26 protein-coding genes, 2 tRNA genes and 1 other RNA gene are annotated in these 25515 nt (G+C 42.6%); 12 read left to right on the forward strand and 17 right to left on the reverse strand.

The genetic code is table 11. The features are described 5' to 3' along the window. Positions 1-8: 8 nt before the first annotated feature. The 4 genes from tsaE to orn form a co-directional block, all read right to left on the reverse strand. Positions 9-485 carry a tRNA (adenosine(37)-N6)-threonylcarbamoyltransferase complex ATPase subunit type 1 TsaE gene (gene tsaE, locus DK428_RS08930; protein WP_005700297.1) on the reverse strand — a complete coding sequence of 159 codons (477 nt, stop codon included), beginning with the start codon at positions 483-485 and terminating at the stop codon, positions 9-11. Between the two features lie 337 nt (positions 486-822). Next, positions 823-898: transfer RNA gene (locus DK428_RS08935), tRNA-Gly, on the reverse strand. Positions 899-916: 18 nt separating this feature from the next. After that, a tRNA-Gly gene (locus tag DK428_RS08940) sits at positions 917-992 on the reverse strand. Between the two features lie 119 nt (positions 993-1111). Further along, entirely contained in the window at positions 1112-1657 is a 546-nt protein-coding gene (gene orn / locus DK428_RS08945; RefSeq protein ID WP_109065094.1) for an oligoribonuclease, read from the reverse strand. A gap of 71 nt (positions 1658-1728) precedes the next feature. On the opposite strand from orn, the gene rsgA reads away from it, so the two are divergent. The 4 genes from rsgA to crr all read left to right on the forward strand — a co-directional run bounded on the left by rsgA (position 1729) and on the right by crr (position 5684). After that, the gene (gene rsgA, locus DK428_RS08950) at positions 1729-2769 is read left to right on the forward strand and encodes a small ribosomal subunit biogenesis GTPase RsgA (RefSeq protein WP_109065095.1); all 1041 of its coding nucleotides are present in this window, start codon (positions 1729-1731) and stop codon (positions 2767-2769) included. Positions 2770-2996: 227 nt separating this feature from the next. Further along, on the forward strand, positions 2997-3254 hold the full coding sequence (gene ptsH, locus DK428_RS08955) for a phosphocarrier protein Hpr (protein ID WP_005700304.1): 258 nt from the start codon (positions 2997-2999) through the stop codon (positions 3252-3254). 140 nt (positions 3255-3394) lie between these two features. Further along, on the forward strand, positions 3395-5122 hold the full coding sequence (ptsI, locus tag DK428_RS08960; RefSeq protein WP_109065096.1) for a phosphoenolpyruvate-protein phosphotransferase PtsI: 1728 nt from the start codon (positions 3395-3397) through the stop codon (positions 5120-5122). 61 nt (positions 5123-5183) lie between these two features. Continuing rightward, complete coding sequence (gene crr / locus DK428_RS08965; RefSeq protein WP_005702996.1) at positions 5184-5684, forward strand: PTS glucose transporter subunit IIA; 501 nt, start codon at positions 5184-5186, stop codon at positions 5682-5684. A 138-nt stretch (positions 5685-5822) separates the two neighbouring features. Here crr and prlC read toward each other — a convergent pair whose 3' ends face one another. After that, positions 5823-7862: an oligopeptidase A gene (gene prlC, locus DK428_RS08970; protein WP_109065097.1), complete on the reverse strand. Its 2040-nt coding sequence runs from the start codon at positions 7860-7862 to the stop codon at positions 5823-5825. A gap of 131 nt (positions 7863-7993) precedes the next feature. On the opposite strand from prlC, the gene DK428_RS08975 reads away from it, so the two are divergent. Beyond that, the gene (locus DK428_RS08975) at positions 7994-8359 is read left to right on the forward strand and encodes a YbaN family protein (protein ID WP_083015752.1); all 366 of its coding nucleotides are present in this window, start codon (positions 7994-7996) and stop codon (positions 8357-8359) included. A 38-nt stretch (positions 8360-8397) separates the two neighbouring features. Continuing rightward, positions 8398-9966: a peptide ABC transporter substrate-binding protein gene (locus DK428_RS08980; protein WP_162616593.1), complete on the forward strand. Its 1569-nt coding sequence runs from the start codon at positions 8398-8400 to the stop codon at positions 9964-9966. Positions 9967-10062: 96 nt separating this feature from the next. On the opposite strand, the gene ribA is transcribed toward DK428_RS08980, so the two are convergent. Then, complete coding sequence (gene ribA / locus DK428_RS08985) at positions 10063-10716, reverse strand: GTP cyclohydrolase II (RefSeq protein ID WP_109065098.1); 654 nt, start codon at positions 10714-10716, stop codon at positions 10063-10065. Positions 10717-10789: 73 nt separating this feature from the next. Here ribA and DK428_RS08990 point away from each other — a divergent pair, with 73 nt between their 5' ends. Together DK428_RS08990 and nagK are read left to right on the forward strand one after the other, a co-directional pair. Continuing rightward, on the forward strand, positions 10790-11533 hold the full coding sequence (locus DK428_RS08990; RefSeq protein ID WP_109065099.1) for a phosphatase PAP2 family protein: 744 nt from the start codon (positions 10790-10792) through the stop codon (positions 11531-11533). A 54-nt stretch (positions 11534-11587) separates the two neighbouring features. Next, positions 11588-12502 (forward strand): N-acetylglucosamine kinase, encoded by a 915-nt coding sequence (gene nagK / locus DK428_RS08995; RefSeq protein ID WP_109065100.1) that lies wholly within the window; start codon positions 11588-11590, stop codon positions 12500-12502. Positions 12503-12556: 54 nt separating this feature from the next. On the opposite strand, the gene DK428_RS09000 is transcribed toward nagK, so the two are convergent. Continuing rightward, complete coding sequence (locus DK428_RS09000; RefSeq protein ID WP_109065101.1) at positions 12557-13141, reverse strand: YceB family lipoprotein; 585 nt, start codon at positions 13139-13141, stop codon at positions 12557-12559. 85 nt (positions 13142-13226) lie between these two features. Between DK428_RS09000 and DK428_RS09005 the strand changes: the two genes are divergently transcribed. The 3 genes from DK428_RS09005 (at position 13227) to DK428_RS11860 (ending at position 14783) form a co-directional block, all read left to right on the forward strand. Further along, on the forward strand, positions 13227-13853 hold the full coding sequence (locus DK428_RS09005; protein ID WP_109065102.1) for a hypothetical protein: 627 nt from the start codon (positions 13227-13229) through the stop codon (positions 13851-13853). A gap of 63 nt (positions 13854-13916) precedes the next feature. Continuing rightward, the gene (locus DK428_RS09010) at positions 13917-14654 is read left to right on the forward strand and encodes a lipopolysaccharide kinase InaA family protein (protein WP_109065103.1); all 738 of its coding nucleotides are present in this window, start codon (positions 13917-13919) and stop codon (positions 14652-14654) included. Then, on the forward strand, positions 14655-14783 hold the full coding sequence (locus tag DK428_RS11860; protein ID WP_089503482.1) for a hypothetical protein: 129 nt from the start codon (positions 14655-14657) through the stop codon (positions 14781-14783). Positions 14784-14867: 84 nt separating this feature from the next. Here DK428_RS11860 and tesB read toward each other — a convergent pair whose 3' ends face one another. Next, positions 14868-15734 carry an acyl-CoA thioesterase II gene (gene tesB, locus DK428_RS09015; protein WP_109065104.1) on the reverse strand — a complete coding sequence of 289 codons (867 nt, stop codon included), beginning with the start codon at positions 15732-15734 and terminating at the stop codon, positions 14868-14870. A 135-nt stretch (positions 15735-15869) separates the two neighbouring features. Here tesB and ffs point away from each other — a divergent pair. Beyond that, an RNA gene (gene ffs / locus DK428_RS09020) (signal recognition particle sRNA small type) lies at positions 15870-15968 on the forward strand. Between the two features lie 28 nt (positions 15969-15996). Here ffs and cydC read toward each other — a convergent pair. The 9 genes from cydC to DK428_RS09065 form a co-directional block, all read right to left on the reverse strand. Next, positions 15997-17730, reverse strand: coding sequence for a heme ABC transporter ATP-binding protein/permease CydC (cydC, locus tag DK428_RS09025; protein ID WP_109065105.1), 1734 nt, complete (start codon positions 17728-17730; stop codon positions 15997-15999). Then, on the reverse strand, positions 17730-19493 hold the full coding sequence (gene cydD / locus DK428_RS09030; protein ID WP_109065106.1) for a heme ABC transporter permease/ATP-binding protein CydD: 1764 nt from the start codon (positions 19491-19493) through the stop codon (positions 17730-17732). Before cydD ends, cydC begins: the two co-directional genes overlap by 1 nt. A 93-nt stretch (positions 19494-19586) precedes the next feature. Further along, the gene (gene trxB / locus DK428_RS09035; RefSeq protein ID WP_083015200.1) at positions 19587-20540 is read right to left on the reverse strand and encodes a thioredoxin-disulfide reductase; all 954 of its coding nucleotides are present in this window, start codon (positions 20538-20540) and stop codon (positions 19587-19589) included. 55 nt (positions 20541-20595) lie between these two features. Then, the gene (locus DK428_RS09040; RefSeq protein ID WP_109065107.1) at positions 20596-21453 is read right to left on the reverse strand and encodes a co-chaperone YbbN; all 858 of its coding nucleotides are present in this window, start codon (positions 21451-21453) and stop codon (positions 20596-20598) included. Positions 21454-21569: 116 nt separating this feature from the next. After that, positions 21570-21881 (reverse strand): c-type cytochrome, encoded by a 312-nt coding sequence (locus DK428_RS09045; RefSeq protein WP_005700252.1) that lies wholly within the window; start codon positions 21879-21881, stop codon positions 21570-21572. Between the two features lie 11 nt (positions 21882-21892). Further along, positions 21893-22396, reverse strand: coding sequence for a TlpA family protein disulfide reductase (locus tag DK428_RS09050; RefSeq protein ID WP_050693529.1), 504 nt, complete (start codon positions 22394-22396; stop codon positions 21893-21895). Next, positions 22377-23060 carry an ABC transporter ATP-binding protein gene (locus tag DK428_RS09055; RefSeq protein ID WP_050693530.1) on the reverse strand — a complete coding sequence of 228 codons (684 nt, stop codon included), beginning with the start codon at positions 23058-23060 and terminating at the stop codon, positions 22377-22379. The genes DK428_RS09050 and DK428_RS09055 overlap by 20 nt, the downstream gene beginning before the upstream one ends. A gap of 1 nt (position 23061) precedes the next feature. After that, complete coding sequence (locus DK428_RS09060) at positions 23062-24201, reverse strand: ABC transporter permease (RefSeq protein ID WP_109065108.1); 1140 nt, start codon at positions 24199-24201, stop codon at positions 23062-23064. Next, positions 24188-25513, reverse strand: a complete 1326-nt coding sequence (locus DK428_RS09065) for an ABC transporter permease (protein WP_109065109.1) — start codon at positions 25511-25513, stop codon at positions 24188-24190. The genes DK428_RS09060 and DK428_RS09065 overlap by 14 nt, the downstream gene beginning before the upstream one ends. Positions 25514-25515 lie beyond the last annotated feature (2 nt).

Genomic DNA, 25515 nt, shown 5'->3' on the forward strand with positions numbered 1-25515 from the left:
ATAGAATTCTAATTGAGTTGTTGGATAATTTGACGACCCGTTTCGGATTCGGCAAGTAATTCAATGTTGCGGGCGTTTTCGGCGTAGGCAATGTTGACTAACAGATCGGCTGATGCCAACAGGCCGGCACCTTTTTCGGCCCATTCAATGAGGCAAATGGTATTCTCTGCAAAATAATCACGAATTCCCATAAATTCCAATTCTTCCGGATCCGCTAAGCGATATAAATCGAAGTGGTAAATTATTTTCCCTCCGATTTTGTATTCTTCCACTAAGGTATAAGTCGGACTTTTGACATTGCCAGAGTGTCCCAATCCTTGAATCATTCCGCGGCTTAATGTTGTCTTACCCGCACCAAGATCTCCGTTTAAATAAAGCGTCACACTTTTATTGTTCGATACTTGGCAGATGGCCTTGATGAGCTTCTCACCAAAGGCGCACATAGCGTTTTCATTAGGAATGTATTGCGTAAATCGTTCTGTCATCGCTGTATTCGCTTGCAAAAAATAGTGGCAAATTGTACCGCACTTTGGGGGATTTATGTAGTGGTTAGATGGGAATGCTTAAAGTGCGGTTAGAATTAGCTATGTTTTTAAGCTAATAAGGAACCTTGAAGGCTCCTTATAGGCAGTGAGTTAATTCACTTTGGTGCTATTACTGATTAAAAAAGCCGTATTTATACACACTTGTCGTATTATCTGTGTAAAGATAAAGTAAAGAATTGTCAGTTTTTACTTATAAAAAACATGCCTAATTTTCACCGCACTTTATAAGTATTATAGATAAAAAAATCCCTCGTTATTTAACGAGGGACTATGAATTTGGAGCGGGAAACGAGGCTCGAACTCGCGACCCCAACCTTGGCAAGGTTGTGCTCTACCAACTGAGCTATTCCCGCATGACTTGATGTTGAGAATGGAGCGGGAAACGAGGCTCGAACTCGCGACCCCGACCTTGGCAAGGTCGTGCTCTACCAACTGAGCTATTCCCGCATTCACATCAAATGAACGAGACGGAATTATACGAATATTTTTAGGCAGTGCAAGCATAAAATCGAGAAAATCAAATGCCTGCTTATATATTCAACGATCTTAATCGTATTTAATGTTTCTTAAATGTTCAAAAAATGTTCTCTGTAATAAGCTAACTCTTTAATGGATTCTCGAATATCATCTAGCGCCAGATGGGTATTTTGTTTGGTAAAACCGTTTAAAATTTCCGGTTTCCAACGGGCTGCCAATTCTTTAAGCGTGCTGACATCAAGGTGACGATAGTGGAAATAATCGGCCAGTTCAGGCATATATTTAAACAGGAAACGCTTGTCTTGTGCCACGCTGTTGCCGCAAATGGGGGAAGTGCCTTTAGGAACGTATTTTTTGAGGAAATCGAGGGTTTGCAATTCGGCAGCCCGTTCATTTAATTTGCTCGCTTTTACGCGCTCGACTAAACCGTTTGCCGTGTGAGTTTTTACGCACCATTCGCTCATTTTATTGAGTAATTCATCAGGTTGATGTACGGCTAGTACAGGCCCTTCAGCTAAGATATTTAAATTTTTATCGGTAACAATCGTGGCGATTTCAATGACTCGTTCTTTTTCCGGATCCAACCCTGTCATTTCAAGGTCAATCCAGATCAGATTTTGTTTATCTAATTCCATTATATAAGGTATCCTATGGCAAATTTTTTCTTATTCTAGCGAAAAACGCTATAAAAAACGACCGCACTTTTATGAGTAAACCCAAATTAACCCAAAATCAAAAACGTCGAATTCAATCTAATAATAACAAGGTGTTACATCGACACCAAAAGAAGGAGATTGAGTGGCGAGATGATATGTTAGGCGAATCACAAGAAGGGTTAGTTGTGACGCGCTATGCCCGCCATGCGGATGTGGAAAATCCACAGGGGGAGATTTTTCGTTGTAACTTGCGTCGCACATTATCCGGCGTTGTGGTAGGGGATCATGTGATCTGGCGTCAAGGCAATGAGCAACTGCAAGGCGTAAGCGGAGTCATTGAAGGGATTCATCCGCGCAAAAACGAGATTTCCCGCCCTGATTATTATGATGGTATTAAAGTTATCGCCGCCAATATTGACCGTATTATTATCATTTCTTCCGTATTGCCCAGCCTGTCTTTAAATATTATCGATCGCTATTTAGTGGTGTGTGAAGAAGCAAATATTGAACCCATTATTGTGTTAAATAAGGTAGATATGTTGACGGAAGCCCAGTGGCTTGAGGCGGATGAGCTGTTAGCGATTTATCGAAAAATTGGTTACCAAACCTTAATGTTGTCTGCGCAGAGCGGAAAAAATCTGGAAAAATTGACCGCACTTTTATCTCATGGTGTCTCTATTTTTGTAGGGCAGTCAGGGGTTGGAAAATCCAGTTTAATTAATGCCGTTTTGCCACATGTGGATGCGCAAGTAGGGGAGGTGAGTGTAACATCCGGTTTAGGGCAGCACACTACCACATCCTCCTGTTTATATCATTTGCCACAAGGAGGAAGTTTAATTGACTCGCCGGGGATTCGTGAGTTTGGCTTATGGCATTTAGAAGAGGAACAAATTACCAAAGGCTATCGTGAGTTTCAAACGGTGCTTGGTACCTGTAAATTCCGTGATTGTAAGCATTTGAGTGATCCCGGTTGCGCATTACGTCAAGCGGTTGAGGAGGGCAAAATCAGCTCAGTACGTTATGAAAATTATCATCGTTTATTAGCAAGTCGTAAGGAGATGAAATCACTGCGTCATTTTTCTTCTGAATAGAGAGGATTTCTGATTTTTTAGGGCTGTTTTGTTAAAAAGAGGTTAATGAAATCGAGTTTTTCTTTCTTTTTTTGTGATCTGATTCAAATTTTTGGCTAAATTGCCTTGCTTAACCACGCTATTATCAGGATACTGCACCTTATTTATTTTAGTGTTTTAAATAAATATTTAACCAAAATACTAAGAGAAATAATTGAATTCGATTAACCTTTTTAGAGGAAAGTAACATGTATTCAAAAGATGTTGAAATCACGGCACCTAATGGCTTGCACACTCGTCCGGCTGCGCAATTTGTCAAAGAAGCTAAGGCATTTGCCTCAGATATTACCGTGTCTTCTGCGGGTAAAAGTGCCAGTGCAAAAAGTTTGTTTAAGTTGCAAACGCTTGCGTTAACTCAAGGCACAGTAATTACTATCTCAGCAGAAGGTGAGGATGCGGAAAAAGCCGTTGAACATCTTGTGGCGTTAATTCCAACCTTAGAATAATGACATAGCCATAATTTGCACGCGCATTGCTTTGGTTTAAAGCAATTGAGGTGACAAATTATGGCTTTTATTCCATTTAATAAGTGATTGATTTTTAATCAATTTGAATTTTCGGTTAATTTTATTACAAGAAGGTTACTATGATTTCAGGAATTCCAGCCTCACCAGGTATTGTTTTTGGTAAAGCACTAGTGCTTAAAGAAGAAAAAATTGTACTTGATACACAAAAAATTAAAGACAGCCAAATCGAAAACGAAATTGCGCGTTTCTATGCGGGGCGTGATGCTGCGGTTGAGCAGCTAACTTCAATTAAAGATCGTGCTTATCAATCCTTAGGGGAAGAAAAAGCGGCTATCTTTGAAGGCCATTTAATGATTTTGGAAGATGAAGAGTTGGAAGAAGAAATCATTGATTACCTTCGTTCAAATCATGTAAATGCGGCAGTTGCGGCCAATGTGGTGATTGACCAACAAGTAGCGATGTTGTCGGAAATTGATGATGAATACTTAAAAGAGCGTGCCGGAGATATTCGTGATATTGGTAATCGGTTGATTAAAAATATTCTGGGTATGCATATTGTAGATTTAGGCGAGATCAATGAAGAAGCGATTTTAGTGGCTTATGATTTAACCCCGTCAGAAACTGCCCAGTTGAATTTAGATAAAGTATTAGGTTTTGTGACGGATATCGGCGGTCGTACATCTCATACCTCTATTATGGCACGCTCTCTTGAATTACCGGCTATCGTAGGGACCAATAACGTCACCGAAAAAGTTAAAACCGGTGATTTCTTGATTCTTGATGCACTCAATAATGCGGTGTATGTCAATCCTTCCCAACAAGAAATTCAACGCTTAAAAACGTTGCAAGATAAATTGGCGGAAGAAAAAGCCGAACTGGCAAAATTAAAAGATTTGCCGGCATTAACGCTGGACGGTCATCAAGTTGATGTCGTTGCCAATATCGGTACGATTCGTGATGTGGAAGGGGCGGAGCGTAATGGCGCGGAAGGTGTCGGATTATATCGTACCGAATTCTTGTTTATGGATCGTGATCAGCTACCAAGTGAAGAAGAGCAATTTATTGCCTATAAAGAGGTGGTAGAAGCCATGAATGGCAATTTGGTCGTGTTGCGTACCATGGATATTGGTGGTGATAAAGAATTGCCATATTTGAATTTACCGAAAGAAATGAACCCGTTTTTAGGTTGGCGGGCCATTCGTATCGCATTAGATCGTCGTGAAATTTTAAATGCGCAGTTAAGAGCGGTCTTACGCGCTTCTGCATATGGTAGATTGGCGGTGATGTTCCCAATGATTATTTCTGTAGAAGAAATTCGTGAATTGAAATCTGTCATTGAAGAGTTAAAAGTTGAATTGCGTAATGAAGGTAAGGCGTTTGACGAAGACATTCAAGTCGGCGTGATGGTAGAAACTCCGTCAGCAGCCGTAAATGCCAAATTCTTAGCAAAAGAAGTGGATTTCTTTAGTATCGGGACCAACGATTTAACGCAATATACGTTGGCGGTGGATCGGGGAAATGAATTAATTTCTCACTTATACAACCCGATGAGCCCATCTGTGCTAAATCTTATCAAGCAAGTGATTGATGCATCTCACGCCGAAGGTAAATGGACCGGTATGTGCGGTGAGTTGGCGGGTGACGAGCGCGCCACAATCTTGTTGTTAGGTATGGGATTGGATGAGTTTAGTATGAGTGCGATTTCCGTGCCACGCATTAAGAAATTGATTCGTAATGTGAATTATCAAGATGCTAAATTATTAGCGGAAAAAGCATTACAACAGCCGACAGCAGCGGAAATTGAACAATTGATTTCTGATTTTTTAGCTGAAAAAGCATTAAATTAGATACAAGTTCTCATTTTTAGGCTAGAATACGACCAAATTTTATATTTCAGGAGATTGAAAAATGGGTTTATTTGATAAATTATTTGGCTCAAAAGATAAGAAAGCGGTTGATGTAGAAATCTATGCTCCGCTTTCCGGAGAAATCGTTAATATTGAAGATGTTCCGGATGTTGTTTTCTCTGAAAAAATTGTTGGTGATGGCGTGGCTATTCGTCCGACAGGAAATAAACTTGTTGCCCCGGTTGACGGTGTGGTAGGTAAAATTTTTGAAACCAACCATGCGTTTTCTATGGAATCTAAAGAAGGGGTTGAATTGTTCGTTCACTTCGGTATTGATACCGTTGAGTTAAAAGGTGAAGGCTTCACCCGTATTGCACAGGAAGGTCAAAGTGTAAAACGTGGCGACACCATTATCGAATTGGATCTTCCGTTGTTAGAAGCAAAAGCGAAATCTGTTTTGACCCCGGTAGTGATTTCCAATATGGACGAAATTAGCAACATTGAGAAAAAATCCGGTGAAGTGGTTGCCGGCGATTCCGTTGTGTTGGTTTTGAAAAAATAAACTGAGTTTAGTTAAGAAAAAGGCTTACTTATAATAAGTAAGCCTTTTTTATTTATCGTAAAAAACATTTCTAATACTGACCGCACTTTTTCGGCTTAGCGCAAGATGTGAAAGTGCGGTCATTTTTTCGAACGTTTTTTAGTTCGCAATACCTTTATGACGTAATAACGCATCCAATTGTGGCTCGCGACCTCGGAAATTTTTAAAGAGTTTCATTGGCTCTTCCGAACCGCCTTTGGTAAGAATCTCATCTAAGAAGGATTGGCCGGTTTGGGCGTTGAAAATGCCTTCTTCTTCAAAGCGGGAATAGGCATCGGCAGATAACACTTCTGCCCATAAGTAGCTGTAATAACCCGCCGCATAACCGCCGGCGAAGATATGACTGAAACTATGTGGCATTCTTCCCCAATCTACCGTTGGCACTACGGCAACTTCGGCTTTGACTTGGTGTAAAGTGTCTAGAACTTGATTTGATTTATTGGCATCAAAGGTATGATGCAAACGGAAATCAAACAGCGCAAACTCTAACTGACGCAATACAAACATCGCAGCTTGGAAATTTTTTGCTTTAAGTAATTGGGTTAATTTTTCTTTTGGCAACGGCTCATTGGTTTGATAATGCCCTGAGATAAATTGCAGAGCCTCTTCTTCCCAACACCAGTTTTCCATAAACTGACTTGGTAGTTCCACCGCGTCCCAAGGCACACCATTAATACCTGCAACATCAGCTACATCAATTTGAGTCAACATATGATGCAAGCCGTGGCCGAATTCGTGGAAAAGGGTGGTGACTTCATCATGAGTGAATAATGCCGGTTGATCGCCAAGCGGGCGATTGAAGTTGCAAGTTAAATAGGCCACTGGTTTTTGTAGATTGCCGTCAATCGTTTTGCGACGACCGATGCAATCATCCATCCAAGCGCCGCCCCGTTTGTGTTCGCGGGCATATAAGTCTAAATAGAAACTGCCGCGCACCTCGTTTGTGTCATCAATTAAATCAAAAAAACGCACATCTTTATGCCAAGTTTCTACGCCATGGCGTTCCACTGCTCGAATATGGAAAATGCGTTTAATTAATTCAAATAAGCCATTAAGTACACGCTCTTCCGGAAAATATGGACGCAATTCTTCGTCGTTAATGGCGTATAAATGTTGTTTTTGTTTTTCGCTGTAAAACGTTAAATCCCAAAGTTCAAGTGCGGTCAAATTATAGTGCGTTTTGCAGAAGTCTTTTAACTCTTGCAATTCACGTTCGCCTTGCGCTTTGGAGCGCTGTGCCAAATTGGTTAAGAAATCCAGTACTTGCTGCGGAGTTTCTGCCATTTTGGTGGCAAGAGAAAGCTCAGTATAAGTATTGAAATCCAGTAGTTTTGCCAGCTCTACGCGCAGGCTTAAGATTTCTTGCATGAGTGCGGAATTATCCCATTTACCGGCATTCGGGCCTTGATCGGAGGCGCGGGTGGCAAAGGCGCGGTACATTTCTTCGCGCAGTTCACGGTTTTCGCAATAGGTCATCACCGGAATGTAACTTGGAAATTCCAAGGTAAAGCGATAGCCGCTCAAACCTTTGCTTTCTGCCGATTGTTTAGCGGCTTGGAGTGCGGATTCCGGCAGGCCTTTAAGTTGGCTTTCGTCTTCTACGATTTTTTCCCAGCCCATGGTGGCGTCTAACACGTTATTGCTGAATTGGGAGGTGAGTTCGGATAAACGCGCCACGATTTCGCCATAGCGTTTTTGTTTTTCTGCCGGCAAGGAAATACCTGATAATTTGAAATCACGTAGACTATTTTCAATGGCCTTTTTTCGCGCTTGGCTGTAATTGGTGAATTCAGGGCTGTTTTTTAATTGCAAATAGGCCTCATATAAACCTTGATGCTGACCAACCCAAGTGCCGTATTCCGCCAATAATGGCAAGCAGGCTTGATGCGCTTCGCGTAGTTCAGGGCTGTTTTTTACCGAATTTAAATGAGAAATCGGTGACCATACTTTGCTTAAACGATCACCGGCTTCAGCTAAAGGAAGAATAAAATTTTCCCAAGTAAAGTGCGGTTGTTTTAGCAAGTGTTCTACAGTGGCGCGATTTTCTTCAATAAGCTGTTTAATGGCAGGTTCGATATATTGCGGTTCAATTTTACTAAAGGCAGGTAAATCGGTTGGTGTAAGTAGTGGATTTGACATAAGTACTTCCTTAAAAAGAAAAAATGCAGATTTGCAAACGTTAAGTAAATTGGGGAGGATTTTATGATTTCAAGGTTGAAAAATCCAGCCATTCAGGGATAATTGCGAATAATTTTTGTTTTGAGGTATCTATGAAGTATTTCTATATTGGGTTAGGTTTTCTTTTCTTAATTATTGGTCTTATCGGCATTGTTTTGCCGTTTTTACCTACTACGCCGTTTTTGTTATTAACCGTATTCTTTTTCGCCAAAGGCTCCGAACGTGTGCATAACTGGTTTGTTGGTACCAAGATTTATCAAAATCATTTGAAAGATTTCCACGAACAGCGGGCGTTAACCAAAAAAACGAAAATGGCTATTTTAACCTTCTCAACCACCATGTTGTTGATCGGTTTTTATTTCACGCCGAGCATTATCGGTAAAAGCCTGATCATCGCTGTGTTGTTGATTAAATATTGGTTTTTCTTTTTCTGGATTAAAACGCTGGAGGAAGAATAGGTATATAATGCGCTCACTTTTTTCATAAATTGATTCCCATGCCTGTTGCTCAGTTTCCACTTTCTTCTTTTCGTCTTTTTCCATTTAAAAGTGCGGTGCTTTTTTGCGGTATTTTTACCTTGAGCGCTTGTGATGAGAAGCAGCAAGAACCTGTCACACCACCTTCTACGACAGAAAACGTACTACCACCGACAACACCGCCTCAAGGCAATCGGCAGTTGTTGGTGCGCGGGGTTTATTCCGATTTAGTGTTGAATCCAAGCCAAGCCGTGAATGCAGAACAGTTTGCGTTTTTGCGTGATTTATTTGAAGGTTTGGTAATTTATGATCCGCGTGGCAATGTGATCCCGGCCGTGGCGGAAAGTTGGCAAACCTCAGATAACAAAACATGGAAATTTAGTTTACGACAAGACGCCAAGTGGTCGAATGGTGAACCGGTTACGGCACAACAATTTGTCGCTAGCTGGCAAGCCTTGGTTACCTCTAATAGCCCGCTAAAACATTATTTGGCATACATTAATTTAGCCAATGCCGAGTCGGTGTTAAAGGGCGGGTTGCCTGCTGACAAGTTAGGAATCTCTGCGGAAAATGACCGCACTTTGCATCTCACTTTAGATAAAGCCACGCCTTATTTGCCACAAATGTTGGCGCATATCAGTTTGTTGCCACAATATTTAGCGCCACATAAAGGCATTGTGACAAATGGGGCCTATCAGGTGATGGGACAAGAAAATCATTTTATTCACTTGGAAAAAAATCCGCATTATTGGGCGCAAGATAAGGTGTCATTTAAACATGTGGATTATCAGAAAATTGCCACGCAGCAAGATCCTATTGCTTTAGATTTGGTTATCAATCCATCAAAAACGGAACGGGCGCAATACTTCCCACAACTTTGTACATATTTTTATGCCTTTAATATGAAACAGCCTAAATTGGCGCAAAGTTCGGTGCGCAAGGCGTTATCTATGATGGCTTCTTCCCGCAATATGAATCATGATGGCAAAAACTTTATTTATTTAAGTGATAATTTCTTGCCGATTTCCATGCAAACAGTGGAAAGTCATTGGGAGCAAACACCAATGGAACAACTGTTAAGTCAAAGTAAAATCAGTGAGAAAGCGCCGTTAAAACTGACTTTAAGTTATGATCAAACCGAATTACAAAGCAAAATAGCCCAATCGTTGATTCGTATGTGGTCACAGTCGGATATGATTCGAATTATTGGCCAAGGCATGCCAAGACAGAAATTATTGGAAAATATTGCCAAAGGTGATTTTCAGATTGCCCGTTCCGGTTGGTGTGCAGATTACAACGATCCAGCCGCGTTTTTAAGTTTGTTTTACAACCATAGCCCGGACAATAAAAGCGGTTATCGCAATGAAGAAGTGGATCGCTTGTTTGAGCAAAGTTTACAACTTATTCCATCGGCAGAACGCACCGCACTTTACAGTCGAATCGAGCAAATTCTCCAACAAGAGAACGTGGTGTTGCCGTTATATCAAACGATGGTACCGATTTATATCAATCCGACACTAAACGGTTACTATTTATCCAACCCAACAGAAGTGATTTACAGTAAAGATTTGTTTCGTAAGATTCAGTAAATCGCAAACGATAAAGGCGCAAAATGCGCCTTTTTTATCATTTGATGTTTTTGTACAGTATTTTATAAAAGCACCCAAGTGCGGTGTTTTTTTATGTTATTTTTTCGGTACTTCTTCTTGGCAATACGGGCATTCCATTAAGTGCTGTTCACCATTATGCACAATAAAATGGCCCATTTTTTTAGCTTTGGTATCCAGATAAGCGGTGTTGTAGCGATTTTCACCCACGTTTAGCGGTACGCGTTCCACGACATTAATACCGGCTTGTTTCATGGTTTCGATTTTTTCCGGATTATTGGTCAGCAAACGAATTTTTTTCACCCCAAGCAAATCAAAAATATCTGCACACACACTGAAATTCCGTTCATCGGCGGCAAACCCCAAAGCAAGATTGGCTTCAATGGTATCCATGCCTTGATCTTGCAGGGAATACGCACGGATTTTGTTAATTAACCCAATGCCTCGGCCTTCTTCACGATGATAAATTAATACGCCGCGCCCCTCTTGATTAATTTGGCGCAAGGCGGCAGCCAATTGAAAGCCACAATCGCATTTCAAACTGTGTAATGCATCGCCGGTTAAACATTCGGAATGAATGCGCGCCAAGACGGGCTCATCGCTGTTGCTAATATCGCCCAAAACCAACGCGACATGTTCTTTTTTGGTGTCCGGAAACTCAAAGCCTACGATTTTAAATAAACCGAATTCCGTCGGTAAATTGGCTTGAGCGACCAGTTCAATTTTTGCCATAACTTGTCCTTTTGTCCTTATTCTTTTTCTTTTAGTGAGTTCTAATGATAAAATAACCGTTCGATTATCATTTATGGTTATAAATATGTTAAAAAGATTGTCATTATATACGCTATTACTTTGTCTTGTCCCAATTTTTGTCTGGTTGTCCGCTTGGCAGTGGAACGGAAACATTATCTTCGACAACTACGAACGCGCCTTGTATTGGTTGACTGAAAGCGGTAGTGTTCCTTATGCGATTATCACCTGCGGTATTTTTGCGTTGCTATTTTTACCATTATTTTCTAACCGTAAACAATGGATTTTAGCTGTTGCTGTCATGGCTTTTTCCATGGTTATTACTCAAGGCGTCAAATCAGGATTAAAAACTGTCTTTGCCGAACCGCGTCCTTTTGTGACTTATGTCACTGAAAAGACCGGTAGCAGTGCTGAAGCTTTTTATGCACAAGATCGTAAAGCAAGAGCACAAATAGTCGATCAATTCTATCAAACTCAACGCAATGTGCCGGAATGGATCAAAGGTCATTATGCGGATGAAGTCGGTTATTCCTTTCCCTCCGGTCATACCATTTTCGCTGCTAGTTGGTTAATGTTGGCCGTAGGCTTTATGCAATTAATCGGTAATAAAAGAGGCCGTGCAAAATTACTGATCGGTTTTATGAGCCTTTGGGCTATTTTAATGCTGATCAGTCGCTTACGTTTCGGTATGCATTACCCGATTGATTTATTTATCTCTATTTTTATTGCTTGGCTAATTCACGTGGGTATTTTTCAATTTTTAGCCAAGAAAAACTATTTTCAGAAAGAGGCGCGCTAATTTTTAGCGAAAAGTGCGGTTGTTTTTTTAGGTATTTTTTAAAAGGAGAATTAAATGCTGTACGGATTAGATATCGGCGGAACTAAAATTGAATTGGCTGTGTTCAATTCTCAGTTGGAAAAACAATATTCCGAACGTGTGGAAACACCGAAAACCAGTTATGACGATTGGTTAAATGCTATTTTCAATTTAGTGAAAAAAGCCGATGAAAAATTTGGCTGTAAAGGTTCTGTGGGATTAGGCATTCCGGGATTTGTGAATCAATCCAGCGGTATTGCGGAAATTACCAATATTCGAGTGGCGGATAATAAACCGATTTTGCGTGATTTATCGGCGTTGCTAGGGCGCGAAGTGCGTGCCGAAAATGATGCAAACTGCTTTGCCTTATCGGAGGCTTGGGATGCAGAAAATGCGCAGTATCCTTCTGTGTTAGGGTTAATCTTGGGAACTGGATTTGGCGGCGGTTTTGTTATTAACGGAAAAATTCACTCAGGTCAAACCGGTATGGCAGGTGAGTTAGGACATTTACAACTCAACTACCACGCCTTAAAACTACTTGGTTGGGATAACGCACCGATCTATCAATGTGGTTGTGGTAATATCGCTTGTCTAGATACTTATTTGTCCGGCCGTGGTTTTGAAATGCTTTACCGTGACTTAAAAGGTGAATCTCTATCTGCCAAAGATATCATCCAACGTTTCTATTCAGAGGATAAAAGTGCGGTAGATTTCGTCGGCGTTTTTATTGAACTGGCCGCCATTTCCATTGGCAACATCATCACGGCATTTGACCCGCATTTAATTGTTCTCGGCGGGGGGTTATCCAATTTCGATTATTTATACGAAGCCCTGCCAAAAGCTTTGCCAGCGCATTTAATGCGCACCGCTAAAGTGCCTGTTATCAAAAAAGCCAAATATGGCGATTCTGGTGGGGTACGTGGCGCGGCGGCGTTGTTTTTGTCTCGTTAAATATTGTTAAAAAGAAAGGCTGAAGTGAATTCAGCCTTTTTTCTTGCATAAAATTTAATGCCCAAATGCATTCTCAAGCGTATCTACTTCCAAGCGACCTTGCTCAATACGGATGCCTTTGGCGACTTTTTTGATCATCGCATCTCGTGAGTTGCGCTCATCTAATGTGTAGATTGGCGTGCTACTTAAATAATTTGCTACGCTGGTGGTAAGTAAGGGAACCAGGCTTTGCACTTGATCCATATATTGTTGCGGAGAGCCGAACCAGTTGAGTATGCGGATGTCTTTTAAATAAATAGCGCCTTTTTGCGGATCGTAATAAGGCACGGTGTCGAAGGTTAAGTTTAATTTAGCAGGAAATTGATTGGTTGGCAGTTTAAATAAGCCGTCAACAATGCCGCTAAGCTCCAGGCGTTTTTCGGCAGTTTGTCCGATTTTTGCGCTAAAGTCATGTAGCTTGTAATCTACGCTGGCAATACCGGGAATGCCATAGTTGCTTTGATAATTGTTGTTATGGGCTAATAATTGGTTAATTTCGGTTTCACCGATAGCTAATGCGAAGGCAGAAGAGGATAGGGCGAATGTGAGAAAAAACGTCGCAAAAAGCGTGAAAAATTGACCTTTTAAACGTTGAAACATGCTTGATTCTCCAAATAGATTGAGGTTTAAAAATCACCAAAAAACGGTTAAACTAGACCGCACTTTGAACAAATAGGAGTTATTTATGCATAAATATATCACCAAAACAGTATTATACTCATCGGTTTTACTGTTATCCGCCTGTGGTTCACTTATCACTGGCAGTTCACAAAGTCCCGCTACGGTAACTACCGCAGGCGACACCGACATTCAGGCATTAATTAAAAAAGCCGAGGCTCTACCAAGTTTTGAATATATTCACAATAACACCCAATATATTGCTTACTTAAATGGACAACCGGAATTAATTAAAGTTAGCAACGGTGCTGATAATAAATTGTTCTTTTATAAAGGCGGCAAAGTTTCTGTAATTCAAGATAACCGCGAGGTTTATCACATTAGCGGGCAAAATGATGCGCAACAAGCTTTGGTTGCTGAGGCCGCCAAGTTGCAAAAAATGCTTGGGCCGAACAGTGCCGACAAAGGGGCCGCGAATGTGCAAACTGGTGGTGATGCGAAATTGAACTATTTATGCATTACCAAAATTCAGCAAGTGGCTCAAACTAAACGAGTATTCCGTAGTTCCGCCAATGCGGCAAATAGCAATTCTCGTTTAACGGCAGATGTACGTTTAAATGGTAATCAATTCTATAAAATGGATTGTCAGTTATCAGGAGAACGTGTTGCTAAATTAAGTTTAATTAAGAAGTAATTTGTATCGTTGCGCTAAAAGTGCGGTTAAAATTAACCGCACTTTGCGTTTATGGGAATATTCATGTCGGACTCAGCACGGAGCGCGTTTAAAGAGTATGTTTGGCAGTTGTTAGCCGAGCACAAAGGGGAGCGTGTCTATCATTTTACTTATCAAAAACAGGCTTATTGGCTAAAACAGCCTGAGCAGCTACGTGGTGTGTGGCGTTTATTAAAGCCCCATCCCAAACAGTCTTTTCTAAATGAAATTCATAGTTTACAGCATTTTGCCGAGCGTCAGGCGCCTGTGCCGAAATTGATGATATTTGGTGAAGATTATCTAGTGCTAGAAGACGGTGGTCATAATGTGGCATATTGGGTCAGTCGTAATATTGATAACCAAACCAAGCAACGGATTTTATGTGATGCGGCAAAGGCATTGGCTGATTTACACCGCCGTGGTTTAGTACATGGCCGTCCGGCAATTCGCGATATTTTGTGGAAAGACGGCAATGTATTATTTATTGATTTTGAAGTGAATGCGGAAAAGCATAGTCTGAATGAGCAAAAAGCCCGAGATTTGTTATTATTTGTTTATAATTTATGCCGTGAGCAACATCTATCTGATGAATTAATTTGTAATGTAATGCGGAAATATCAGGCATATTGTGATCCCCAAGAATGGGATGATATGATGCATACGGTTTGTCATTATCGGTTTATTTATTATTTGTTGTTACCGTTTAAATACATTGCGAAAAAAGATTTAATCGGCATTTATCGTTTATTTAAAAATGTTGATTTAGTCAAAAAAGGAAAATAAATGAAAACATTCATTCTTGCGTTATTTATTGGTTTAAGTGTGACGGCTTGTTCTGTCGGCGTAGGTGCCAGCGGCGGATCAAATGGCGTTGGGGTTGGCTTTGGAGTAGGAACCGGCGTGCGATTTTAGAAAAAATTCCCGATAAGTAAATTTATCGGGAATTTTTTTGTTATTTTTTAGAGGGAAAAGTGTGGTCACTTTTCTTACTGTTTTTTATTTTTCTTCCGCTTGATAGCGAATTAACCCTTCTTGTTGTGTGGTGGCAATGAGTTTACCGTCGGCTGAGAAGAATTGCCCGCGTGCCAAACCGCGCGCCGCATAGGCATTATTGCTTTCAATGGCGTAGAGTAGCCAGTCGTTCATATCAAAAGGACGATGGAACCAAATGGAATGGTCAATGGTGGCAACTTTCATGCCTTTTTGTAAAAAGCCTTTTTCGTGTGGATGAAGTGCGGTCAAAATACAATGAAAATCTGAGAAATAGGCAAGCAGGCATTGTTGAATGCGGTAATCCGTCGGCGCTTCGCCATCGGTGCGAACCCATGAAAATTGTTGTGGCGGTAGTTTGCTCCCGTGGAAAGGGTTGTTCAAATATTTCGTGCGAATGTCGAAAGGACGATCGGCAGTAAATTTATCACGCACCGCTTCCGGAATCATTTGTGCCATTTGTTGAATCACTGAGCTTTCCGACATCAATTCATCTGGGCCTTCCACTTGTGGCATATCGCTTTGATGCTCAAAGCCATGTTCCTGCGTTTGGAAAGAGGCGGTAATGTGGCAAATTGGCGATTTATGTTGAATAGCCTTTACCCGCATGGCCGTGAAGTTTCGGCCTTCACGCAAGATTTCTACATCATAAATAATGGGATATTGACTGTCGCCCGGTGATAAAAAATAGGCGTGGCAAGAGTGTAAAATGCGATCTTCAGGTGCAACTTGAATGGCGGCAGAAAGCGCTTGTGCCACGACCTGACCGCCAAATACTTGACGAAAACCGAGATCTTGGCTTTTACCACGGAATAATAAATCGTCAATTTTCTCCAATTTTAATAAGTCGATTAATTGGGTTAATGCACTCATGGTTTTTCCTTATTTGTTTAAAGTTCAGGCAGTTCTGAAGGAATTCGGTGATAAAATTTGCAATTCAGAAGTGCTTATTGCATAATGCGGGCTCTTAGCTAGTCGGTTATTCCATTAGCTAATTCAATGGAAACCTTTTCGGTTCCTCGCAATGATGTCTGATTTACCCGGTCAGGTTCGGAAGAAAGCAGCCAAAGTCAGAATTTTCGTGTGCCGAGATCAAGCTGGAAAGGTTTCCACCTCTCCAACCTTATCAAATAGCCTAAATTCTCTGTGTGAGTTGTTTGAAAAAGCCGTTTTCTTTATTCACCAAGTCTTGATAAGTTCCTTGTTCAATAAGTTTGGCATTATCGATAATCACCAACTGATCGAACTGCTCAATTGCCGTTAAGCGGTGTGTCACCATAATCAAGGTCTTATTGGCGCTGTGTGCTAGGATAGCTTGTAGCATTTTACGCTCGGTTTCGCGATCCAAACCTTCTGTCGGTTCATCTAACAATAAAATCGGGGCGTCATTTAATAGAATACGCGCCAATCCCAAACGGCGTTGTTCACCGCCGGATAACGGACGACCGCCGTCACCCAGCCATAAATCCAAGCCTTGTTCCTGTTGTAATAGTTTCTCTAACCCCACTTGTTGCAAAATCTCCATCATTTTCTCATCGCTGATTGGCGTATGAGTAGCAATTTGCAGGTTGTTACGCAGGCTGTCACTAAATACGTGTACCCGTTGGGTTAAGAAACAGAATTGTTGACGTAAACTTTGTTCACTGTAACGTTGAATCTCTTTACCGGCTAAGACAATCCGTCCTTGGTCAGCGTCATAATTGCGAACCAAGAGTTGTAATAAAGTGGATTTTCCGCTACCGGTTTTACCTAAAATGGCGATTTTTTGTCCTGTTTGAATAGTTAAATTCAATTCGATTAATGCCGGATTGCTTCGTTGCGGATAATGAAAATCGAGATTTTGCACGCTTAACAACGGTTGTTCGGTGTTGGATTCAACTTTTTCCGTGCCGGAAAATTTAACTAGGGGTTGTTGCTCAATAATGTCGCTTACCCGTTCGGCTGACGCGATAACTTGTCCTATGTGTAAAAACGCCGCACCAATAGGCAGCAGAATTTCAAATGCCGCGAGGGCAGCAAAAGTAAATAAACCAATAAAGGCGGCGCGGTATTCATCGTTGCCTAAATCTGCCTGAGAAGCGGCCCAGATGGTAATGGAGAGCACTAAACCGTTGGCAAGCAATAAAAGTGCGGTGGAAAATCCGGATAAATTTGCTTCCCGTTGTTGATAGGTTTGCCATTGTTGTTCGGTTTGTTGCAATTTTTCTTTAACTTTAGCTTCGCTGTTAAATAGCAATAATTCCGCCTGAGCCTGGATAAATTCGACAAATTGTGTGCGATAGGTGGCACGGGATTGTGTTAATTTGGCACCGAATTTTGTGCCTAAACGGTAAAAAATGGTCGGTATCACCAATAATAAAACCAATAAGGTTCCACCGATGAATAACGCCAATGGCACATTGATAAAACTCAAGCCGATCGTCATCATCAAAATCACGACAATGGCACTGATAAATGGGGCGACAAGGCGTAAATACAGGCTGTCTAAGGTGTCAACGTCGGCAACCAAACGGTTTAATAAATCACTGTTGCGATAGCGATTTAATACAGCCGGGCTAAGCGGAATGATTTTGCTAAACACTTGCACGCGCAATTTCGCCAATACACGGAAGGTGGCGTCATGGGTGACGACTTTCTCAAAATAGCGGGCAACCGTGCGACTGATGGCTAATCCGCGTACGCTGGCGGAAGGGTAGAAAAAGTTAAATAATGTGCCAAAGCCCGCAATGGCGGTAGCGGCCAAGAACCAGCCGGAAAGGGTTAACAAGCCGATACTGGAAGCCAAGCCCAAGATCATTAACAGACCGCCCAAGAACAATGGCCATTTAGCAAATTTGAATAAGCGAATAAAAGGAAGTAAAGCACGCATTAGTTAATGTCCTGTTGTCGTTGTGCTAACAATTCGGCAAAGAAACCTTCATGTTGTAATTGCTCGAAATGCCCTTGTTGAATGATTTGCCCTTGTTGCATAACTAAAATATTGTCGCATTGTTTTAAATCTTCAATACGATGGGTAATCATCAAGGTCGTTTGTTGTTGGCTGATAGTTTGTAGTGCTTGTAACACTAAATTTTCCGATTGCGCGTCAAGGCTCGCAGTCGGTTCATCTAACAGTAATAAGTGACCTTTGCGCAATAACGCGCGAGCCACCGCTAAACGTTGGGCTTGTCCCACAGACACGCCAATGCCGCCTTCCTTAATTTCTGCCTCCAAGCCCAAACGATCGGTAAACTCTTTCGCTTGTGCCAAACTTAAGGCCTGATCGATTTCTTGTTCAGTGGCTTGGATGTCACCTAATAGCAAGTTTTCTTTAATGGAGCCTTGTAACAACAGCGGGTTTTGCCCAACCCACGCGATGTGTTTACGCCATTGCATTAAATCTAACTCACGCAGTTCCTGGCCGTTAATGGTTAAGCTGCCTTGATAGGGTAGAAAGCCCAAAATAGTATTGACTAACGACGTTTTACCCGCACCGCTTTGGCCGACAACAGCTACATGGCTATGAGCGGGAATATGGAAATTTAATGCCTCTGTCAACGGCTTGCCCTGCGGTGATAACACCACCACATTTTTAGCGGAAATTTCTACCGCACTTTGCGCCTCAAATGGGGTTTTATTTTCACCTTGTGCAATTAAATAATCTTCTTCCAAGAAATCTACAATGGCATCCGCCGCCCCGATACCTGCCGCACGGTCGTGATAATAGGTGCCGAGATCACGCAATGGTTGATAAAACTCCGGTGCGAGAATTAAACAGAAGAAACCGATGAAAAGGGTTATTGGCGTACCGTAAGTGCCGAATTCAATTTGACCTAAATAGCTGAAACCGAAATACACCGCCATGAGTGCAATGGAAATAGACGTAAAAAATTCCAACACGGCAGAGGAAAGAAACGCCATTTTTAATACGTCCATGGTGGTTTCACGGAAGTCTTCCGTGCTTTCTTCAATGTGACGGGTTTGCTCTGAAGTGCGGTCAAATAATCGCAAGGTTTCTAAACCGCGCAGACGATCCAAAAATTGTCCGCTTAAACGGGCAAGCGTAGCCATATTTTTTTGACTGCTATCTGCCGCCGCTTTACCCACTAAAATCATAAAAATCGGAATTAACGGCGCGGTACCCATTAAAATCAAACCGGCTGCCCAGTTAAGGGGAAAGACGGCGATTAAAATAATTATCGGCACAATGGCGGAAAGCGCTTGTTGTGGCAAATAACGGGCATAGAAATTATGTAGGTTTTCTACCTGTTCCAACATAATACTTGCCCAACTGCCGGCAGGTTTGTTGTTGATGGTGGCCGGGCCGACTTGGTGAATTTTATCTAAAATTTGTTGGCGAATAATATTGCGTAATAATTGACCGCACTTAAAGCCGATTTTTTCACGGAGCCATAAGATAAACGCACGTAAGGCAAAACCGATAACCAACCCGACAAAATAAGGTACAAGATCGGTCGCAGATTCGTTTAGCATAATTAATTTATGCAATAACGAAGCCAGTAAATAGGTTTGCGCCACTAAAATCACGGAAGAAAGAGAGGCGAGTAGGATATTTAGATTTAAATATTTTTTAATCGGCTGTTGTTGTTTCCGTAGCCATTGTTGTAAATATTTTTGACGGGATTTATCCATAAGTTACTGTTTTCTTATATAAAAAATTTAGGGTGGGCATTAGCCCACCGCTTTTACATAATGCGTTATTGGCGGATTGAATTCCGCCCATCATTATTGCTGAGCATCCAAGAAACGCTCGGCATCTAATGCCGCCATGCAGCCGGTACCGGCAGATGTGATGGCTTGGCGATAATTGTGATCCATCACATCGCCTGCCGCAAATACGCCTTCCACGGATGTAGCGGTCGCATTACCCTCTAAACCGGATTTCACTACAATATAGCCGTTATTTAATTCCAATTGACCTTGGAAAATTTCCGTATTCGGTGCATGGCCGATAGCGATAAATACGCCGTCTAATGCCACATCTTCTTTAGCGCCGGATTGAACATCCCGCAAACGAACGCCGGTCACGCCCATGTTATCGCCCAACACTTCATCTAAAGTGCGGTTGGTATGCAGAATGATTTTTCCTTCCTCTACTTTTTTGTATAAACGGTCGATCAAGATTTTTTCTGCACGGAAGCTGTCACGGCGGTGGATTAAGTGCACTTCGCTGGCAATGTTAGCCAAATATAAGGCTTCTTCCACAGCAGTATTGCCACCGCCCACTACGGCAACCGGTTTATTACGATAGAAGAAACCGTCGCAAGTGGCACAGGCGGAAACACCACGACCTTTATAGCTTTCTTCGGAAGGCAAACCCAAATAACGGGCAGAAGCGCCGGTCGCAATGATTAAGGCATCGCAACTAAAAGTTTGAGCATCACCATAAAGTTTGAATGGACGGGAAGATAAATCAACGCGATTGATGTGATCAAATACGATTTCTGTCTCGAATTTTTCCGCGTGTTGCAACATTCTTTGCATCAACTCCGGGCCGGTAGTTTCCCCGAAATCACCCGGCCAGTTTTCGATTTCCGTTGTAGTGGTTAATTGGCCGCCTTGTTGTAAGCCTGTTACCAATACAGGGTTTAAATTGGCACGCGCCGCGTAAATTGCTGCGGTGTAACCCGCCGGGCCCGAACCTAAAATTAACAGTTTAGCGTGTTTAATGTCTGACATAAAATGTCCTTATATCAATTGAAAAAATGTGGCCGTTATTATAAAAGATTTCTTTCTAGTACAACAATGAATAGAGCAATCGGCGATATTTATTGGTCAGCGGATCATTGGTGCCGATAGCGGCTAAAATAGATAAAAATTCCTGCTTAATTTTGCCGTCTTCCGCGCCCAAATCTTGTCGTAAAATGTTAAACAATAACTCCAAGGCTTCTTCGTTGCGGTTGGCTTGGTGTAATTGTAACGCCAGTTTCAGCGCCAAATCATGGCTTGGTTGTTTGGCAAATTCTTCTTGTAATTGCTGAATTTCAGGGGTGTCGGCGGCTTTAATTAACAACTCAATTTGAGCCTGTAAACCTTGCCAACGGCTATCGCGATCTTGTAGCGGGATCTTGTTCAAAATCTGCTGTGCCGGTTCGGTTTTCTTCATGGCGATATAAGTTTCCGTATAGAGCAGGGCAATATCGCTATTTTTTTGATTCGATAATTCCCACGCTTCTTTTAGCAATGGTAGCGCCTGTTCATAATTTTCCACCTGCAACAAATCCAACGCCTGATTGAATTTAATCTCTTCCTCTTTCGGTAAAATAATACTCAAACGTTGTTGCAACGTAGCCTGCTCCAACGCTCCTTGAAAGGCGTCTAACGCTTGACCTTCTTTGAATAAATAAGTGGTCGGTAAAGCTTGAATACGGAATTGTGCCGCCACCATTTGTTCTTTTTCACAATCTACCTTAGCTAATACAAATTGCCCTTGATATTGGTTGGCATAATCTTCCAACGTTTTCACAAACGCCGCAGAATCTGCGTGGCTTGGTGCATAAAAGGTGATAACGAGAGGGGAAGTTTGTGAAAGCTGGAGGATCTCGTTGAGATTGTGTTCGTTTAGGTCACGGATATAAGGAAAATCGGTCATGGCTATCTCTTATTTGGGATGAAATGAAACGGGGCGCATTATAGCAAAGTGCGGTCAAAATTTCAGGCGTTTTGAAATCAAAAAAATAGTCTGAAAAATGACCGCACTTTTTTCCGTTATTTCTTCAACGTTTCCACGTAGCTCGCGACATCCTGCATATCTTGTTCGCTGAGCGTGGACTTGGCGCGGTTGCCGCCGCCTTCGATTTTGCCGCTTTTACGATCTTGTAGTGACTGGATGATTTGATCTTGGGTAAAGGTGTTGATGATTTGGGATTGACCCATAGCCGGTTTTTCAGCTTGCTTACCGTGACAGAGGGCACAGGTGCGGTTGTAAACTTTCTGACCGTGTTCAGGGTTAGGTTCCGCGTGGGCGTTAGGGAAAATGCACCAGGCGAGTAGGATGAGGGTAGAGTAATGTTTTTTCATAGGAGTTTTCGTTAGCTTTTTGTGGGTTGAAATAATCGTTGTAAATCGTTTTCGGAGATTAGACCTTCAAATTTATAGATCACTTTGCCGTTTGGGTCGATCACGAAAGAGGTTGGCGTACCGACAAGTTGGTAACGTTCGGCAGTGATTTTCATTTGATCTTTAAACACCGGTAAGGTGAGTTGTCGTTTGGTGACAATCGCTTGTGTATCGGCCTTTTCGCCGTCGATATTCATGGCGATCAGTTGCACTTGGTTCGGGTATTTTTCCGCCCATTGTTGCAAGGTTCTTAATTCCGCAATGCAGGCGCCACAGGTTTCCGACCAGAAGTTGATGAGCACGGTTTTGCCCTGCCAGTCGCTTAATGAGGCTTTATTGCCTTGCAGATCGAAGGCGGCAATTTCCGGTGCGGGTTGGCCGATTTGAGCGGATTCCTCTTTGCAGGAAACGCTGAAAAAAACGACCGCACTTATGCCAAGCATTTTCGCTAATTTATTAAGCCGTTGGGGGTTCATTGTTTTTTTCCTCACGCAATAGTTTGCCGTGTTGCAAGTAAATAATGCGGTTGGTGAGTTTACCTAAATCCGGGTTATGAGTCACCATGACGATAGTGCGCCCCTGCCGGTTTAATTCCGTGAGTAAATTCAACACCAAATTTTCATTTGTTTCATCGAGGTTGCCGGTCGGCTCGTCGGCAAAAATGACCGGCGGCTGATTCACTAAGGCGCGTGCAATACACACCCGTTGTTGTTCCCCGCCGGAAAGTTGGCTTGGGCGGTGATTCATGCGATGTGCTAAGCCCACTTGATCTAATACAGCTTTGGCGGCGGCTTCATCTACCACGCTGTGATAATGTTGCGCCAACATCACGTTTTCAAGCGCGGTTAAATAGGGGATGAGGTGAAATTGTTGGAACACCAAGCCGATTTTTTCCGCGCGGAAACGTTGTCTGCCCGTTTCGTCCAGTTGTGCTGCGTCCACTCCGTCTAAAATCACTTTGCCTTCTGTCGCGGTATCCAAGCCGGTGAGAATATTCATTAATGTGGTTTTTCCTGAACCGGAGGCACCCATGATAGAGACGAATTCGCCTTCGGCAATTTGAATATTAATGTCTTCAAGTGCGGTCACTTGGCCGAATCTTTTATATAAATGCTGTGTTTCAATGACTGGTTTAGCCATGTTATTCCCCTTTCAATACGTTGGCGGTTTGAATCTCTAAAGCGCGGCGGGTCGGTACAATAACCGCGATAAACGCCACTAATAAGGATAAAGTAATGGTAATCGGGAGCACCGGCAGGCGCATATCAATATAGGCTTTGAATACGGTTAAGCCGAGAACCTGTGCTAATAGATAGCCGATGATTAAGCCGCATACAATGGCGCAAAGGGCGATAATCAAGGTTTCTGCGCCGATTTGTTTGATGATGTCGCGGCTTTTCGCACCAAGGGCTTTTTGCAACGCAAATTCTTTCGCCCGTTCACCCACAATGGCGATTAAGGTGGTGTTCACGCAAAGGGTGGCTAAAATCAAAATTACCACAGAAATCAAGCCCATCAAGCCTTTGATTTTATCTAAAATTTGCCCTTCGGAGGCGGAGACTTTGCGAATTGGGTGAATATCTAAATCGGGATACTGTTGTTGCAACTGTTGGGCGAATTGATCCACTTGGCCTTGATCGTTTTTGACGTTTAACAATACATTGGTGGCCAAGTTTTCTTTTTTCAACCAGTTTTGTGCAAAGTCGAGGCTTACGATCAACATATTGTCGGTGGCATCGCCCGCTTCTACGATGGCTTTAATATTGAACTGGTGTTTATCCACGGAATTGAGGCTTAACGTGAGTTTATCGCCCACTTTTAAATTGAGCCGTTCCGCAAGGGTTTTGCCGATCATGGCGTTGCGCTCGTCGAAGTTCACCCCGATAGGATTGCCTGTGATTTGCCAATAAGGTGCAAGGGTTTTCATGTCTTCAAACCACACGCCCATCATCACGATTTTTTCTAAATCACTACGTGTCACACCATATAAATAGGGGCTGGCAGCCGTAATTAAGCCTTTCGGTGCTTGGTCAAGGATCTGTTGCACTTGATCCACTTTGATTAAATTGCCGTTGCTTGGGCCAATATAAAAATTGGCGCCGAAGGTACGCAGTTCTTGGCTCATTTTGGTGTTGATGTCGAAGTACACCGCCGCCATTGCCGTGACAATGCTTGCGCCCACAGTGAGCGCGGCAAAAATGATGAATACCCGTTGCAAGCGCAGACGCAAGGCGCGTAACACCAAGCGCCAAAACATATTGATAGGTTTATTGTCTGCCATAAAGTACCTCGATAGGATAAAGACGGGCAATACGGTGTGCCGGGAACCAAGCACCGATCACGGCGATCAAGACGGAAAGTACCAGTACGCAAGGGATAACGATCCAGGCGAAACTGAGCGGTGCGCCAAATAACGTGGCACCGATAAAACGTGCTAAGCCCCAACCGGCAATGCAACCTAAGATGCCACCGATTAAGCCGCTGATGATGGCTTCGCAATAAAACAGCAAGACGATTTGCCATTGATAGGCGCCGAGCGCTTTCATTAAGCCGATTTCTTTGCTGCGTTCGATAATGGTTGTGGTCATTAATGAAGCAATGCCCATGGCGGCGGCAATCAGTGCGGCAAGGGTGACGACAGCGAGTAATAATTGAATTTTTTCAATGACGACGCCTTCGGAAGCCGCGACTTGCCAAATAGGGCGAACAATCGCGCCGGAAATCGCTTCTTCCAATTGGTGGGAAATAGAGGAAACGTAGGCCGTGCAATACCAACGGTCATATTCCTCGGCGGCCAAACCATCCACATTGGCGCGGGCTTTGCGGGATAAATCATTTTCCGGCACGGTGAGCGCGGAGACTTTAATCGCCTGTACCTTGCCTTCTAATCCAAGTAAATTTTGCACCGCACTTAACGGCAAAATCAGTTGTTGTTCTTCTGTGCCGCCGGTTTTAACAATGCCTTTCATGATGGTGGTCATGTGTTGTGGTGGCGCACTTTCTTCCGCCTGATAACTTAAGGTAATCACATCACCGATTTTCCATTGCTGTTGTTTGGCAAGTTGGGCACCGAGTAGGGCAGGAATTTGTTCACCGAAATCATCAGTAGCATCATCCACCCACTCGCCTTCTACTTGCCAGTAAGGGCTGATGATTTTCTGCCCGGTGTGGTAATCCTCTTCATCCGGCACAGGAATATTATGATCAAAAAACGTCCCGAGGATGCTCACATCGTTTTCTGCACCGTTAGCCACGTTGGCTTTTACCTGTGTGCTCAGTAAGGGCGCGAACCCCACAATGTTGTTGCGCCAGAAAATGTCTTTCACATTCGGCAGTTCTTTTTCATCTAAAAAATCTTGCGTAGCGAGGGAACTACGACCGCTGACATCATCCGGCAAAACGGCACTGCTGGCGGGTTCCACCAAAATATTGGCACCGTAAGATTTCAGCTCTTTTGCCATTTTGTCACCAATGTCGATAGACACGGCGAGCAAGGCGGAAATCAAACCGGCGGCAAGAAAAATGGTGACAATGGCAAGAAGCTTGCGTTTTAAACCATAACGCCAAGACTGAAATAACATTCGCGCTAACATGA

It is taken from the genome of Aggregatibacter kilianii, from assembly GCF_003130255.1.
GTDB classification, from domain to species: Bacteria; Pseudomonadota; Gammaproteobacteria; order Enterobacterales; family Pasteurellaceae; genus Aggregatibacter; species Aggregatibacter kilianii.